This window comes from Tolypothrix sp. PCC 7601, assembly GCF_025677855.1.
Taxonomy (GTDB): Bacteria; Cyanobacteriota; Cyanobacteriia; order Cyanobacteriales; family Nostocaceae; genus Aulosira; species Aulosira diplosiphon.
Genome location: NZ_CP064879.1, coordinates 1,447,879 through 1,464,528, shown reverse-complemented (window position 1 = coordinate 1,464,528; position 16,650 = coordinate 1,447,879). Strand labels below are relative to the sequence as shown.

9 protein-coding genes are annotated in these 16,650 nt (G+C 38.1%); 4 read left to right on the top strand and 5 right to left on the bottom strand.

Annotation, left to right across the window (positions count from 1 at the left end; all coding sequences use genetic code 11):
- Positions 1-7 precede the first annotated feature (7 nt).
- A complete protein-coding gene (locus tag HG267_RS06015) occupies positions 8-1,180 on the bottom strand; it encodes a glycosyltransferase family 4 protein (protein ID WP_045871605.1) in 1,173 nt (390 codons plus the stop codon).
- A gap of 1,318 nt (positions 1,181-2,498) precedes the next feature.
- Here HG267_RS06015 and HG267_RS06010 point away from each other — a divergent pair.
- The 4 genes from HG267_RS06010 (at position 2,499) to HG267_RS05995 (ending at position 10,434) form a co-directional block, all read left to right on the top strand.
- The gene (locus HG267_RS06010) at positions 2,499-4,016 is read left to right on the top strand and encodes a hypothetical protein (protein ID WP_045871604.1); all 1,518 of its coding nucleotides are present in this window, start codon (positions 2,499-2,501) and stop codon (positions 4,014-4,016) included.
- On the top strand, positions 4,001-4,822 hold the full coding sequence (locus HG267_RS06005) for an AAA family ATPase (protein WP_045871603.1): 822 nt from the start codon (positions 4,001-4,003) through the stop codon (positions 4,820-4,822). The genes HG267_RS06010 and HG267_RS06005 overlap by 16 nt, the downstream gene beginning before the upstream one ends.
- A gap of 957 nt (positions 4,823-5,779) precedes the next feature.
- The gene (locus tag HG267_RS06000; RefSeq protein WP_052335263.1) at positions 5,780-7,690 is read left to right on the top strand and encodes a hypothetical protein; all 1,911 of its coding nucleotides are present in this window, start codon (positions 5,780-5,782) and stop codon (positions 7,688-7,690) included.
- Positions 7,691-8,655: 965 nt separating this feature from the next.
- Positions 8,656-10,434, top strand: coding sequence for a hypothetical protein (locus tag HG267_RS05995; protein WP_052335262.1), 1,779 nt, complete (start codon positions 8,656-8,658; stop codon positions 10,432-10,434).
- 623 nt (positions 10,435-11,057) lie between these two features.
- Here HG267_RS05995 and HG267_RS05990 read toward each other — a convergent pair.
- From HG267_RS05990 to HG267_RS05975, 4 genes are all read right to left on the bottom strand, one after another.
- Positions 11,058-11,756, bottom strand: a complete 699-nt coding sequence (locus HG267_RS05990; protein ID WP_168160996.1) for a class I SAM-dependent methyltransferase — start codon at positions 11,754-11,756, stop codon at positions 11,058-11,060.
- Between the two features lie 414 nt (positions 11,757-12,170).
- A complete protein-coding gene (locus tag HG267_RS05985; protein ID WP_045871599.1) occupies positions 12,171-13,544 on the bottom strand; it encodes a hypothetical protein in 1,374 nt (457 codons plus the stop codon).
- A 326-nt stretch (positions 13,545-13,870) separates the two neighbouring features.
- A complete protein-coding gene (nagZ, locus tag HG267_RS05980) occupies positions 13,871-14,968 on the bottom strand; it encodes a beta-N-acetylhexosaminidase (protein WP_045871598.1) in 1,098 nt (365 codons plus the stop codon).
- A gap of 133 nt (positions 14,969-15,101) precedes the next feature.
- Positions 15,102-16,331: a septal ring lytic transglycosylase RlpA family protein gene (locus HG267_RS05975; RefSeq protein WP_045871597.1), complete on the bottom strand. Its 1,230-nt coding sequence runs from the start codon at positions 16,329-16,331 to the stop codon at positions 15,102-15,104.
- Positions 16,332-16,650 lie beyond the last annotated feature (319 nt).

Genomic DNA, 16,650 nt, shown 5'->3' with positions numbered 1-16,650 from the left:
CATTGGCTTAGGAAATTTTTGTAGTAACGAGTTTTTTGCCTGGTTGTTGATTAGGCGAATTTACCAGTGCTTCATATAAGCTGAGATTGTCAGCAGCAATTTTTTCCCAGCTGTAGTGCATTTGCAAATACCGTTGAGCATTATCAGCCATTGCCTGCATCTCTTGAGGATGGTGAATTGCCCAATTCATTTGCTCAACGAAGGAGTCTAAGTTGCCAGCACGGAACAATATACCTCTCTTAGAACCAATTAGCTGTTGATGCGGTGGAATATCGCTAGCAATGATGGGAATATTTTCTGACATTGCTTCTAGCAATGCTAATGGCAATCCTTCTAGGTTAGAGGGTAAGGCAAATAATCCTGTGCCGCGCACAATCTCCCATAAACGTGAACCTTGTAACTCACCTGCAAAAACGATATCGCGATCGCTAGCTACTTGGTCTAAGAGTTGGGCACTAAAGGATTTTGTATCGCTGACTCCCCCAGCTAGTACCAATTTCCAGCCTTGAGGCTTGAGTTTCTTAAAGGCTTCTAAGAGCAGATCGGGGCACTTTTCGGGAACTAATCTACCGAGAAATAAAATGTAGCGTCCTGGTGTTAACCCTAAAGAACGTGCATAGGCAAAATTGGGATCGGACGCACCATAAGTTGCTGCCGCATTAGGAATATAAACAGACTGCCTACCGTAAGTGTTGCGAAAATAACTGCGTAACTCTTCCGAAACTACAATCATTTCATCGGAAAAGCGAACAGCAGCTTTTTCGCCTTCAAAAATCAAACGGCTGGACATTTTGCCCCACTTGTTACGTTGCCAATCTAATCCATGACAAGTAACTACAACCTTTGTAGACAAAGATAATTTAGGGAGCCAGCTAAATAAAGCCGGGCCTAAAGCATGAAAGTGAACAATATCGTAGCGGGTTGTGGTAGATAAAATAGCTCCCAATACTGAGCTAAATAAGGCATCTAATCCCTTCTTGCCAGGGCAAGGTAGAGAGATAACTTGGACACCTTGAAACTCAGTTTGAGTAAAAGGAGAGACATGTGTAGTGGATGAGCGAGCAAACAAATCAACAGAATGACCTTTTGCAACTATGCGGGGATAGATTTCTGCACAGTGATGCTCAATCCCTCCTTGTCTCGGAGGGAGACCTTTTGCACCTATAACAGCTATTTTCATTATTTTTACTGAACAAGATAGATTATTAGACTCATCCAAAAATTTGCCAATTCTTTGCTTTTTGCTGGGCAGAGCGTAAAAACGGAGCCAGAAAAACTAGAGAAGTGAGCTTTAAGATAGTTGTAAATTACAAACTACCTGTAAAAATTTTGACAAATTTGGAGACAGATAATTTAGTTATGAGCCGCATTAGTTTTATGCGGTGCAGATATCTTTGAATATCATGAAGTGAAATTTTAATTTTGGTGAATGCTCACAAATTCTCTTCTCCATTTTGATTGTGCCCAGATAATGTTTTCAAAAATCTCCGACAATCTACTTAGAGCGAGATAATTGAACCTCCTTAATAGCTATAAACCTTGTGTAATAGTAGTTTCAGGCTCAGAATCAAGAATGCTGACTGTGGAATTTACAGAATACAAACTTCTCTGAGTGGCAAATTAACTTTAGGTTAAATCCGAGTTAAACCTAGTATATAAGGCTTATTACCGAAATTGGTTTAAAGTTAGCGTTAAATTTATACGGGTTTATGAACGGAACATAAAGCCTGTGTAATTACGGTATGGAGAAGTTCGGGATGTACGCTAAAACAACACTTATTTCAAGCAATGTCAAGCGATCGCCTTTTATACTACTCAAGTAATACCTAGCTTCTTTATTAACTTGTCTGAGATAGCAAAGCCTCTCCCAACAAGGAAAAACTGGTAAATATAAAGAATTAGTAAAATTTTTGCTTACTTTTAATTATTTCCTTGCAAAAAATTCTTCAATATTCCGCTCCCAATGAGTTTAAGCTAGGGTTAATACAGACTTTGTGTCACAACACTGAGTCTTAGTTGAGATGCAAATAACCAGAGTGCTTGTCCGGAATTTAATTACAATTCTTAATAAAACTCTCACGATCTCGACGGTATGTACTTAAAAGGTGTAAACCTAGTAATACTGGTTACAATTTTCAGCAGTGACTGAGCAACTCTGAGAATTTCCGTTGGTTTTCGTAACCTTTAATAAGCTCAAATCCTTGCTATATAAAGGTTACTGCACCATAACTTCTCTAAGAGATTCCAGATTGCATCAACAAATCAAGCTAAAATCACAACTAGTATCAGGCTAGTAATTGCAAAATTTCCTATAATGTGTTATTAGTGAAATCTTAACTTAAGTTAATTCCGAGTTAACAAAGAGTAAACGATTTCAGGTTAAATCGCTAAATTACGCACTAATGGCAGACACGTATAAATTGCATAGAGCCTGAAATAAATAATTAATTTAGAAAACATAGCAATTCCTATTAACGCAATAAGGAGCGGGTGAGATCATGCCAGCACTCCAGGTTGTGCAAATACTTAATAACTACCTAGACCAAAAAAATATTCGTTACTGTCACTGGAAGAGTAACGAGCATGTTGATGCGGCGGTAGAAGGCAAAACCGATCTAGATGTTTTAGTTGATGAAAACGAGAAAGAAAATCTCAAGCAGGTTTTAAGCGAAGTTGGTTTCAAGTATTTTGAAGCAATTCCCTGCCGTAGATATGTTGATATTGATGATTATTTAGCTATTGATAGAGAGACAGGAATTTTAGTGCATCTCCATTTGCACTATCGTCTAGAGTTAGGGGAAAAGCATCTTAAAGGTTATCGTCTGCCTTGGGAAGAGTTGTTATTATCTACTCGGATTTATGACAACGAAAATCAAATTTATATTGCTGAACCTAACATTGAAACAATTATATTAATTGTCCGTGCGGTACTCAAAGTTAGAACTCGCGATAGCTTCAAAGCTATGTTGGGTAAGGATTATTTTAAAGGAGATTTTATTCGGGAATTTCGGTGGTTAAAAGAAAGGATAGACCTATCGAAGATTCAGCAACTCAGCGAAGAACTTTTAGGTAGTAAAGCTGCGAAGTTAGTTTTAGATGTAATTAACAGCGAATCAAATCTCAAGCTGTTATTAAAATCTGGTAATCCTATCTACTCATCTTTACAGAAATATCGCTATTCCAATCCATTATTCTCTAGATTTTTACGCTGGCAGAGGGAATTTAAATCTCTTTATTACAAGAGCATGAGAAAGTTTTTCCAAGCTCCCGTTCCTGCTCACAGAACACCTACTAATGGCGGAATAATTATTGCTGTTCTGGGTGCAGATGGATCTGGTAAATCTACTGTTACTGGTGAGATTACAAAATGTTTTTCTCATAAACTTGATGTTCTGCCTGTGTATCTAGGTAGTGGCGATGGCCCTGCTTCTTTAATCAGATTGCCTTTAGTTTGGGCAAGTAAAGTTGGTCAAGTTCTGCGCTCAAAGAAATCGCGTAATCAGTCCAATCATGCTCACAAGTCCTCCAGCTCATCAGGAAGTTCTAAGCGGAAATCAAAATTCTCCATTCTTGGTAAAGTCTTATGGGCAATTACTTTGGTTTACGAAAAGCTGCAAAAACTGCAGCAGTCTCGTACAGCCAGAGATAGAGGCATGATGGTGATTTCCGATCGCTATCCCCAAACCCAGATTCTCGGCTTTAATGATGGGCCTTTGTTAAGTAGTAGTAATCAAGAAGCTTCTCCGTATCCTGCTGTTCTACAAAAATGGGAGTTGCAACGCTATCAATACATGGTAAATACCATGCCTCCTGATTTAGTCATCAAGTTGCACGTCACCCCCGAAATTGCTTTAGCGAGAAAGTCAGATACACCACCAGAAATTGCAAAGCAAAAAGTAGAGGCTGTGCATAAATTTAAGTTTCCTCCACAAACTATGGTGGTGAACATTGATGCAACTCAACCTCTCGATCAAGTTTTATTACAGGCAAAATTGGCTGTATGGGACAATCTCTAACTCACACTAATTTGATGAATACCAACAGTGAACAGCCACTAATATTAGAGTTTGTCGGATTACCTGGTGCTGGTAAGACTACTGTCTGTCGTGAAGTTGCTTCACGATTAAACAACCAGGGAGTATCTCTGGTTGGTGGCGATGAAATTTTGCAGCAGTGGAAGCAGCAAAGTACTTGGCAAAGACTGATCAAACTGATTCCACAAACCCTGAATCAATGGCAGATTTTGCTGTACTCGCTGTTTTTGGCATTCCAAGTCAAACCGATTAATAAGCAAAGTTTTGCTAAAGCTGCCAAGATTTTTGCCAATGTTAAACGGCTGGATGCGATCGCCTTTGGCGCTGCACGAAGCGCGATTGCGCGCAGCGCAGCGCCAAGTCCTCAAAATTCGCAAATCATCTTACTCGACCAAGGCTTATTGCAAGAAACTTGGTCAGTAGGAATCACTGGTACCACTCCATCTGCAGAAAGCATCAAGCAGGAATTAGCGCTGTTGTTCCACCAAAGACCGATGGCGATCGTTTATTTCCAAATAGATGTAGATACTGCACTTAAGCGCATCCAAAACCGTCCAACAGCTGAAAGTCGTTTTGATCGGATGCATCCCGAAGCAGCGCAGCAATTGTTGTCTAAATATGTTGCTTATCTGCAAGAAATTGTTAACTGCGCGCAAAGTTTCAACATTCCCATTCTAGAAATTGATAGTTCACTGCCTATAGATGAAAAAGCACAACGTATTTTAACCTGGATGAACAATGATTTTATTGCTCAACGTGAACCTGTTTGTGTAAACAATGTGATGTAAATATGCTCATATTTACTCTGTTTAGCTAGGATTTATCAGCAAAAAACAACAACAGCTTGATTGCAACAAGAACTCTTGAAAATCGTTAGAAAATAAAGAATCATAAATGTGTTCATTGTTTATTGAATGTTGAAAATCAAACATTAACCAACATAGTGCTTAACACCAAATATCTGCTCAAAATTTTAGTTAATTTGAGCAGGTATTTTCCTGATTTTAAATTAGTACTTTGACTTAAATAAAGCATACATATAAATGTCATAATTAAAGCTCAGTACAATTATGATTGTATGCGTAAGATTTTCTTTAAAAAGAGTATATTAATCGCAAATATTGGGTTATTTATAATAAATAAAGTTTATATGAAGTTTATGATAAAGTCTTTGATTATACCTACATTACGTATTAATTAGATATAAAATAAACAAGATGACTTACGCATTAACAATACATACAAACTATTATTTGCGTATGGATTACAGGCTTTTGAGATTGATGTTTTGAAGTGCTTAAGCAATTGTTTAGCAGTAATCTGAAACTCTGCGATCGCACTTGTAAAAAGCATTTGAGCTACTCTTCAAAGGATGATTTACAAAAGCCAAAAAATGTATTTTTGTGTATCACAAGGTACTAAATTTTTGTATTGCGTAAGTTCTGAACATGAAGCTATAGCGTTTATCAATCTAGTGAAGTACTTTTTGCAAGATACTTATTTTCATATAGGATTCATATTTGATTTCTGAACTAGACGTAGGGTGTGTTGTCGCGTAGCGCAACGCACCAAAGCTGAGAATACGGTGCGTTACACTTCGTGATAACACACCCTATACATACTTAGATTTTTCAATAATCAAATCGGATTCCTATATAAAAGGTTCTTGTGTAATTCAGTAGCCTGGAAAACGCTAAATCTCCAATCAATTTATTGTATCCACAGGAATTTCAACAGCAAAAAGAATGGCACAATTAGTACAGATTATCTACACTTCTCAGTTCAAACCTCCTATTTCTGAATCCAATCCTTTAATAGTTGCCAGTCCAGATCCATCAGGGATTGTTTATATTGACCATTTGCAAAACCTGTTTATTGCGGATGGCGAAGTAGATGAGATGAAAACTAGATTCGTCTCAAAAAACCTGTTTGAAACTACTCTGACAGGTAGTTATGTGGATAATAATTTAAATGGCATGAATTTTACGCAAGAGGCAACAGGGATTACTTATAATCCCCAGAATCGTTTCCTCTATATTTCTGATGATGACAGGAATAGAATTTATCAAGTAGATCCCGGACAAGATGGACTATACAGTACATCAGATGATGTAGTGACTTATTTCAGTACTAAGCTCAGTGATAGTAAGTTTGACTCAGAAGACGTTGCATATTCAACCAGAACAGGTAATTTATGGGTGGTTGATGGTTTAAATGCAGAGGTTTACCAATTTACTACTAGCGGTCAATTAGTTAGTCAATTTGATACAGCTACAATTGATGTTTCTGATACAACACCAGGAATTCAAGGAATTCTTGACCCCGAAGGAATTGTGGAAGACCCCTTGACTGGGAATTTATTTCTTGTAGGTAGACCAATAACTGAGGCAGGTAAAGCAGTTTATTATGTATTTGAAGTGACAAATACAGGTCAATTTGTCAGCAAGATTGATATTTCCGCAGCAAATCCCAATAAACCTGCTGGTATTACTATTGCACCCAATAGTCAAGATTCTTCCAAGAGAAGTCTTTATATTGTTGATCGTGGTCTTGATAATGACGATCATCCTGATGAAAATGATGGTCGAATTTACGAATTTTTACTAGATGGTAATGGTAGTACCAATCCAACCCCTGATACAACCTCAGGTGGTACGCCAACATCAGGTGGTACAACATCAGGTGGCACAACATCGGGTGGTACGACATCGGGTGGTACAACAACATCGGGTGGCACAACATCAGGTGATACAACAACATCGGGTGGTACGACATCAGGTGGTACAACAACATCAGTCAGTAGCACATCATTGGACTCTAAATTCACAACTGTATTTGTGGCTAACAGTGCTAGCACTAGCACCACTAATACTTTTGGAGGAGTAAGTTTTGATAAACAAGACATCTTAGCTTACAACCAGAATACAAAAACCTGGTCTATGTATTTCGATGGTTCGGATGTATTCAACAGTGGCAGCTCAAACCTCAAAGATGTCCGTCTTCGCGATTTTCACATCAATAGTGATGGCTCAATTTTGTTTGCTATTAATCAAAGCGTTACATTACCAGGTGGGATAAAAGCAGATGAATACGATGTCATCAAGTTTAGCCCTACTTCAACTGGTGACAAAACTAGTGGCACATTTCAACTTTATTTGGATGGATCTAACGTAGGATTAGACCCTGGAGTCAAAAGTGAGGTAATTGATGGAATCGCTATAGATTCAGATGGTGCTTTAGTAGTTAGTACCAGGAATGGTTTTAAAGTTCCTGGAGCATCTGGTACAGAACTAACTGGTTCGGGTGAAGATCTAATCAAGTTCAACAGTACTTTAGGAGACAAGACAGTTGGTACCTGGACAATGCTTTTTGATGGTTCTCTAGTAGGTCTCAAGGGTAATAATATTGATAGTTTTTGGTTAGACTATGATGCTAACAAGAATATTAAATACATTTATCTAAGCACCGAAAACAATTTTAGCATTACCAATAATAGTAAGACCATTACTGGTAGTGCTGGTGATATCCTACGCTTTACTCCTACCTCACTTGGTAACGATACTAAAGGTAGTTTTGAACTGATAACCAGACTCGATGGACTAGGTGCTTCTACTATTGAAGGTCTTGCCGTTAACCCAAATTTTTCAGGTTTTTAATTACGTTGACGTAACACCAATTCTCTAAAATTTAGCAATATATGCAAACTTCAAAACCACTAGATAATGTACATTGCTGAATTTTTAATTGGTATAACTTGACTACCTAATCTCAATTACAAGGCTAGCGGTCAATTTCTTCGCATCTACCATATATTTTGGCTTTTATCTATCAAGACTATAAGCATTTTTGTAACCAAAACCAACCTAATTGATAGAAATCATCCAAACTATACCAAATATGATTAATGTATAGCAAAAAAGAAGTTTGGTATTATTTAATTTAGTAAAATCAAGCCATAGTAATTCTTGATAATAAATTTTAAAAATTTCAAATATCTAAATTGTTAACATTATCCTTTCAAGCATTCGGTTTTCACGACTCTCATGATCAACCAATTAGGCTGAATTGAGGTTATAAAATATTCTATTTTTCTCCAAAAAACAAATATTTAGCCTTAAGATTTTTTTACATCGTAGAGCAATTTGGATAAATTCTATCTTATCGCTCTTCAGTAATAATTTTTATATGCCTTATATTTATCGTGTAAAAAACATATTAAGCATAGATATTTTAAATATAAATCTTTGATAAAGCTTAAATGAATTTTATAAAAAAGTATTTGATTTTACGTATATCAGAGTATTAAATAGATGTAATATTAACACTAGAGTTTACGCATTGACAGTACGTAAAAACTATGTTGAACGTATGGCGTTCAGGATTTTCAATGTGATTCTTTGCTGCTGTTTTAGCAAGCTCTATCTAGTGGCAAGCTGATACGCTGTAACAACACTTTGTAAAAGGATTTATGTAAGTCATCAAAAGATGATTTACGCAGCCTGAAATGACAACTTTTAGTAAATTCACAAAATCCTGAATTTGTCTGGTGCGTAAATTTTTAACTGCTTGATCAAGTTACAAGCAAGCTGTTTGACTCAAAATAATTTCATCAAAAAAAGCAATGGCAGAACTGGTACAAACTATTTACACTAGATTTTCTCCAGACAGTCCCGATCCTTCGGGGATTGTTTATAACCCTAACACTAAAACATTGTTGATTAGTGATGGTGAAGTAGAAGAAATAGATGATGTATTCAAGGGAAAAAACATTTTTGAGATCAATCTCACAGGTCAGTTACAGAACACTTTGACCACGACGAAAATACCAAACGTGGCAGCAGGTTTTTCTGATGAACCAACAGGGATTGCTTATAATCCAAAAAATGGTTTTCTGTATATTTCTGATGATGATCAGGCTGAAATTTTTCAAGTAGATCCCGGCAACGATGGTAAATATAATACATCGGATGATCGGATAACTTCTTTTGATGTTAATCCCTCCGGAATTTCTAAGCCTGATGCAGAAGACGTAGCATTCTCCACCAAAACAGGTAATTTATGGGTAGTTGATGGATTTAATGCAGAGGTTTATCAATATACCACCGGCGGTCAAATAGTTAGCCGATTTGATACTGAATCTCTAGGAATTAAAGACCCTGAAGGGATTACGGAAGACCCCACTACAGGAAATCTGTTTTTGGTAGCTAGTCCTCAGATTGAAAATAAACAGAAAGTTTATTATGTGTATGAAGTGACTAGTTCGGGTAGCCTTGTCCAGAAAATTAATATTTCACAGGCGAACCCAATTAAACCTGCTGGTATAACCATTGCGCCTAATAGTAAGGATTCTTCTAAGAGAAGCCTTTATATAGTCGATCGCGGTGTTGATAATGATAATAATTCAAGTCAAAATGACGGTCGAATTTACGAATTTTTACTAGATAGTAACGGTTCCGGTGGTGGTACTGGTGGCGGTACTGGTGGCGGTACTGGTGGCGGTACTGGTGGCGGTACTGGTGGCGGTACTGGTGGCGGTACTGGTGGCGGTAATCCATCACCATTCGATCCACAAGCTACTATTTTTGTAGGCAGTAAAGTCAGCGGCAACAATACTATTGGAGGAGTAAATGCTGATAGGGTAGACATTTTAGCTTACAACCAGAGTAAGCAAACCTGGTCTAAGTATTTCGATGGTTCGGATGTAGGCTTAGATCCAAGCAAATACTACATACGAGATTTTCACATCAATAACGATGGCTCTATTTTATTTGCTCTCAATAACCCTGCCACTTTGCCTGGTGGGTTAAAGGTAGATGATTCAGATATCGTCAAGTTTACTCCTACCTCCAAGGGTGAGAATACCAGTGGAAAATTTGAACTTTATTTTGATGGTTCAGATGTAGGTTTAGATACCAGCAACGAGGATATAGATGGAATCGCGTTTGCTCCGGATGGTGGTTTGGTAATTAGTACAACTGGTTCTTATACAGTTCCAGGGTCTAATGGAGATTTAAAGGGTGGAGATGAAGATTTACTACTCTTCAAACCTAGTAGTACAGGCGAAAATACGGCTGGTACCTGGTCATTGCTTTTTGATGGTTCTGATGTAGGTTTATCTAGTTCTAGCGAAGATGTAGACGCTTTTTGGATTGAATATGGCAATAACAGTGTTATTAAACACATTTACTTAAGTACCGAAGGAGATTTTAGCGTTCCTGGTGCCAATGGTGTTGTCATCAATGGTAAAGGTAGTGATATTCTCCGCTTTACTCCAACTTCGCTTGGTAACGTTACCCAAGGTACTTTTGAACTCGTATCCTGGGATAAATCTAATGTAATAGCTAATGCTGGTATAACTGTTGAAGGTTTCTCCGTAGCTTCAGGTATTTCAGGTTTTTGATTAGCTAAAGGTCTGAACTCGACTTTATCCAATTATTTCAATTGCCATACCTCAGACAAGCAGTTAAATTGCTACTATACAATGTGGCTTTTGTCCATGAATAATTTAGGGATTTTTCATGTAACCAAAACCAAATTTTGCAATGGCATTTGCTGATTGAATACTGATAGTTTTATCCGTATAGATGTGTGCATTGTTTAATTGGATAAAGTCAAGCTTATTCATTAACTAAAACATTGACTCTGATACCAAATCAAATAATGTTTGCGACAAATTAATAATATTCTAGAGGTCACTGCCGTGCCCCTACAATCTGTCGCATTCTTTTTTAAAATTGGTATGAGGAAATACAGGCAATACTTGTCGGTTAAGGGTAAAAGGGGAAGGGGAAAAAGGGCAAGAAAAAACCTTTAACCCTTACCCTTTAACCTTTTCCCCAAACCCAATTCCGAGTTGAAAATCCTTAACCGAGCAGTATTGGAAATACAGGGAAGAATAGAGAATGATATAAGCTGTTGAGCGTACAAATTTTGATAGTAGTCCACTATCAAAATACAAAAAACCTGATGTGCATTTATTAATGTACATCAGGTTAACAAGATTAATGTTGCAAAAAAGACAAATTATCTGCTCGCTAAAACTAATTCACGGTGCTCTAAATAATTGCTGCGCTCGTTGTTGACTTCCGCAATAATCTTTTGGCAAGTTTCTAGGTTAAAGCGACTGAAATCGGCATGATGCGGCTTAATACCGAAAATAGTTTTCCCAACTTTATAAGTAGTTTGAAAAAGTCCCCATTCAATCATTTGATTTAGTAGACGATAAGTGATTAGTGATTTAGCACCACCTTGGGGATGGCGATCGCTAATTGGCTGAAATTTGGCTTCATTAGCGTAGTCATCGACAATAATCAATCCACCGGGTTGCAGTAGCGGCCAGAATAAGTAAAAATCGCGGTCGATGCGTCCATCAGCATCATGTATGAAAGCAGCAATTTTGGGGGTATTAATTAGTGCGATCGCTTCTTGTCCATTCTCAAAAGTGAGTTCTTGTGGAAAAAGGCGCACTTGCTCGCATACGCCAAAATTTTCAAAATGTTTTTGAATTAATTCTAGATTTTCCGCATAGCCACCAACATCAGTCCGAGTACCGCCTTGGCACTTTTCAACTACAATCAATTTAGATTTTTTTTGGCTATCTCTTATCGCCCAACCAATCGCAATACTACCTGTACCTGCTGCACCACCAACTTCGATAATATCGAGATCGGGTAATCGCAAACAAAGTTGGTAAATCTTTTTATAGACAAGTGGTAATAACATACCATTTGTTTGTGCTCTTAAATGGTAAAATTTAGAGTTTGTAACTTGCTCATAATATAGAAAAATATTTTTTAAAAAAGCTTTAAAATTGCTATTCATGCTTTAGCCAATTTGGTACTTGGTTACTTATTGTTATTATTAACATAAGCATAAACAAAAGTTTATATTATATGGCTTTACTGTATCTTTATAATCAGCAAGTAGCAAGAATAGCTGAGTTCGATTAACGTAAAAAAAGAGACGGTATTACTGATTTAACCAACACTCGTTTAAATCAGTAATGCCGTCTCAAATTATTTTCGTAACTCTATTTTCGGTAAGGAGACTGTTAATTTTTGAATGAATTCATCAATGTAACTTTCACAACCTGAAGAGAGTAATGAGAGTCTTTATGCCTCTATTGATATGTCATAGTTACATGACTTCCACTTTCACACTGCTCATCTTGATCAAATTTTGCGAGCCTTCTGTTTTTTGGAGGATACCTCGATGTTGAACTGTTCCGCCTTGAACTGTGATTTTGGCATTTTTATCAGATTGGAAAACCTTAGTTAAGGGATTAGTTGACTTCAAGGTGCAGCGAGTCAGGGTGACATCAGCTGACTCCGTAGCATGGATTTGTGCTAAACAACCTGAACCTCCACGACAACGAGGTTCTATACCGACACAGTCTTGAACATCTATTTTTGACCAAAATCTGAAGTTACGTTTGTTATCTGTGGCTTTGGCACGAATTAACACAGTATTTTTCGCTTTAATGTCGTATCCACCATCAGTATTGCCAGCAGCGCTCGTATCTTCAAATCTAATATCTGAGACGTTAGCCTCTGCGGTAAAACCATCTCCATTCCAATAGTCTTTGCTAGAGAGAGTCTGTTGACAGTTATTCATAGTGGTTCGCCGCAGCGTCACATGATGCACATCGCCACGGAGATGCACGCCCATACAAAAGTTGTCGCCATCTTGGCGTTGTGAGTCTCCAACAACTTGCTCAATCAGGATATTGTGTGCATCAGCTTGGTTACTAGGCTTAGATTTACCAAAACGTATTGCTCCTTTGGAGTAGCCTTGAATATCTGCATTGCGGATGGTGACATTTGCTAAATCCCATGAACCACTAGGATCATGTTCAATGAATCTTTGGACGTTGGTAGCTTTGGTTTTTTCGATAGTCACATCACCTTTAGTACCAGCAAACACAAAGCAACCATTACCCTGGTTCATACAATGAATGTTACGGAAAGTCAGGTAACTAGCACCAGGAAGAAGATTAAAGAGACTGTTACCCGTCTTTCCTAATGGAGGAGCCTGATATGGGCTGGAGCGATCGCCTACAATAACTGGCATGGATGTTTCAATTCCTGATGCATCAGTTCCGTGGATGGTTATCGGTTTACCAGCAGATCCGCCACTAGCAATGCGAATATTCCCACTGTACTTGTAGACTCCAGTCAGTAACCTCACTTCACCGCCTGGTTGCACTCTGCCAACAAATGCAGGTAAATCAGTCAGTAATCCTGCATTTTGAGCGCTACTACCATCACGCTTACCAGCACCTTGCGGTGAAATATAGAGAATTTGCGATAAGGTTGCGGCTTGTCCGACGTTGGAATTATGGCAAATCCCCATAAAACAACCAGAAAATCCGACTGAGAATTGAGCCAAGAGCAGCGCTAGGACAAAACCTAAACCAGAGAACACAAGCATCAAAGTTTTATTACTAAATTGCCGTTGCCATTTGCGTACCTCTTTAGCAACGGTATTTAGTAGCACTATGTGTTTTTTCATGGAATCACACAAATATGAACTAATGGACTAGCCGAGAATGTCAAAACCTTTATCATGTAAAGATTTTGATATTGAATGCTGCGATTAGCTTGATACGATCTAAGTATGCCAATCTGTATCATTTATCAAAGCTTTAAATAATCAACAGGAAATTTTTACAATATTGCTGAGTTTGTGGGAAGCGATAAAAGTCCAATTTATTACAGGATAAGCTTTACAGCCACACTTAGATAATTGTTACAAAATATTACGTAGTTGTAGAGACGCGATTCATCGCGTCTCTACAAGAAGATTTAAAGGTCAATCGATTTGTCTTATCTCTGGAATCATCCAACTTCTTGGAAAGAACAAGCGATCGCTAATTCGGTATGTTCTTTGAGTGTATCTTTATCCAAAGTATGGACAAGATATTGAGGTGCGATCGCTAGTAATTTATCGATTCTGTCTTTTGCTGCTGCGACTACTGCGGGGTCGAGGCTAACGTTACTCAGGGAGTCAGCAAAATCTTGGGCGATGTAATAGGTACGTTCTAAAGATGATGAGTTGATATTACGGGAGACAATAAATAAATCACAGCCAGCATTTACAGCTTTGGCGACAGTCCCTTTTTGCATAAACATATCGGAGATGGCTTTCATATCTAAATCGTCAGACACTACCACACCTTTGAAACCCAGTTCTTCCCTGAGTATGCCTTGAAGAATGCGTTGCGAAAGTGTTGCTGGTACATCCGGATCTATTTTCGGGAATAGGATATGGGCTGTCATCACCAGAGGTACCTGTTCCTCAATCAGAGTTTTGAAAGGTAGAAGTTCGCGATTTCGCAGGTCTTCTGCTGTCAAATCAAGTACTGGTAGTTCTAGATGAGAGTCTTTACTAGTATCTCCATGACCGGGGAAGTGTTTAGCACAACCAAGAATTCCTGATTCTTGCAGTCCTAAAAAGTATTCCCGTGCGCCGTTAGCAGCAGATTCGGGAGTTGTACCAAAGGCGCGCGGGCCAATCACAGGATTTTGTGGATGGGAATAAATATCTGCTACAGGTGCCCAGGATATATTGATTCCCAAGGATTGGAGTTCTACGGCGGTGGCTTTAGCTACTTGACGCGATCGCGATTGTAACAGCGAAGCATAGGGAAATCGGGTAATTGGTAAAGGTGTACGCACCACCCGACCGCCTTCATGATCTAAGGTAATAAACATAGAATCACGTTCGGCGTATTGTCTAATTTGGTCGATTAACTCTCTATAGCTTTGCAACCAAATTTCATAAGCAGCGCTATCTAGAAAGTTCTTAGCAAAAAATATTACCCCAACAGGTTTTAATTCACTAAGTGCACGTTTATCGTCGTCGCTTAATGTCGTGCCGGAGACACCGAGAATTAAATGATGCCCAAAGCCCTGGAGATGCTGCGTTACTGACATAACGTTTTACCTGTGGCTATTCATTTAATAGCATTTAATTTTTGATAACAGAGGTATGGTAATTGCTAGTAGCTATTTATGCAATCGGCTATTAGCAATCAACCATCAGTAGCTAGCAAGAATCTAGAGGCGATTAAAATTCCGATACTAATGCTAGTTGTCTCACTGGCTTGGGTTTTGCTTTGGTGAGAGTAGAAGCTTTTAAAGTCATTTTGGGTTGACTGCTTTGCAAAATTACCGCTTCATAGGGTACGACTCCAGCTATTTCACTACCAAGACAACGGGCTGCAATCCTTGATAAATCTAAGCTTCTGGGTTCAATATAAGGGCCGCGATCGTTGACTCGGACAATCACAGATTTGCCACTGTGGAGATTTTTCACCTGCAAATAGGTATTAAAAGGCAGAGTTTTATGGGCTACTGTCAATTCATCTTGGTTGTATATCTCGCCGTTTGCTGTTAAACGACCATGAAAATAGCCTCCATACCAAGACGCTAACCCAGATAGTTTTCTGCTAGAAGGACTGACACCATACATCTCTTTTTGTCCCTCTACGAGGGTCAATGTTGGTGCTTTAAAAGCTGAACGCAGATTGTTAATCCATTCAATTGCTAACAATTCACCAGTCTTATGGAATCTATTGGAGATTTGTTTTTCAATCCCCCATAAAAAGCGATTACCTGCCATTAGGGCAGGTATACCATCAACTAAAGCGGGTCGTAATTGATTAGCGTCTAAGTTGGGTAACTTCGCTAGGTTAGTCAAGCGTTGTTGCATTGACTTTGCTGCCCTTTCTGTAGGTAAGGTAGCAACTAAACTGTTATTTACCCACATTTCATAGTTACTTTGGTCTCGATGGACAACTACTACAGGTAAGGAAGCAGAGATCAAATTCTGTTCTACAGGACTGGTAAAACGGAAGAAATCTTGTAGCGATCGCAGAATTTTATGGGTAAAAAAATCTGGGCTAGGAGAACTTGAGTTGATGATGGTTCCAGATGTCCAACCGCTAGATTTTCTAAAAATTGGCTGTTGTGATGCTATCTCTTGCCCAGCACTACAAAGCTCTTTTTTACTTTTTTTAACTGTCTGTCTTTGAGAATTACGTGGCTTTTCTATGTTGGTGGCACTGTCATGATTGTTCCAATCAATTCTTAAAAACCTTGTAGGTAGCAACGTTGCACTCAATACTTTTCCCTGGGGAAGTATAAACAATGGACGGTGCTTACTGACCAATTTACCCAGATTGGTTGAAACTTTCGCTGGTAATACTTTCGGCGTAAAATTTGTTGGTAATTTTTCACTCAATGAAAAGAAAGAACTAATCGTGGATGTTATCCAAAGAAATTCAAAAATTAGCATGTCGATTTAAATTCCAAGTTTTTGCACAATTAAACCGTGCACCCCTGGGTTTGCTAAACAACATTTTTAGACGAACAAATTAAATTTTTATTCTTTAATACAGAGAAAAATCCTCTTACTTTGTTGACACAATACTGAGCGATCCCCAGCAGGGATCATCATATCTTGTTACACGTAAATAAACAAATAAAACTTTTAGATACTGTTTTGAATTATTTGCCAGTTTTAAATTTAAATTTTTTATAACTGCTGCTTTTATTGTTTTTAAAATATACAGAAAATCTGATTTGACAACGATAAAAATACGGGAATAACAAAA

What these genes read in the sequence shown, in the direction of transcription:
- HG267_RS06015 (WP_045871605.1), bottom strand. Translation starts at nt 1,180, where the DNA reads ATGAAAATAGCTGTTATAGGTGCAAAAGGTCTCCCTCCGAGACAAGGA.
- HG267_RS06010 (WP_045871604.1), top strand. Translation starts at nt 2,499, where the DNA reads ATGCCAGCACTCCAGGTTGTGCAAATACTTAATAACTACCTAGACCAA.
- HG267_RS06005 (WP_045871603.1), top strand. Translation starts at nt 4,001, where the DNA reads ATGGGACAATCTCTAACTCACACTAATTTGATGAATACCAACAGTGAA.
- HG267_RS06000 (WP_052335263.1), top strand. Translation starts at nt 5,780, where the DNA reads ATGGCACAATTAGTACAGATTATCTACACTTCTCAGTTCAAACCTCCT.
- HG267_RS05995 (WP_052335262.1), top strand. Translation starts at nt 8,656, where the DNA reads ATGGCAGAACTGGTACAAACTATTTACACTAGATTTTCTCCAGACAGT.
- HG267_RS05990 (WP_168160996.1), bottom strand. Translation starts at nt 11,756, where the DNA reads ATGTTATTACCACTTGTCTATAAAAAGATTTACCAACTTTGTTTGCGA.
- HG267_RS05985 (WP_045871599.1), bottom strand. Translation starts at nt 13,544, where the DNA reads ATGAAAAAACACATAGTGCTACTAAATACCGTTGCTAAAGAGGTACGC.
- nagZ (WP_045871598.1), bottom strand. Translation starts at nt 14,968, where the DNA reads ATGTCAGTAACGCAGCATCTCCAGGGCTTTGGGCATCATTTAATTCTC.
- HG267_RS05975 (WP_045871597.1), bottom strand. Translation starts at nt 16,331, where the DNA reads ATGCTAATTTTTGAATTTCTTTGGATAACATCCACGATTAGTTCTTTC.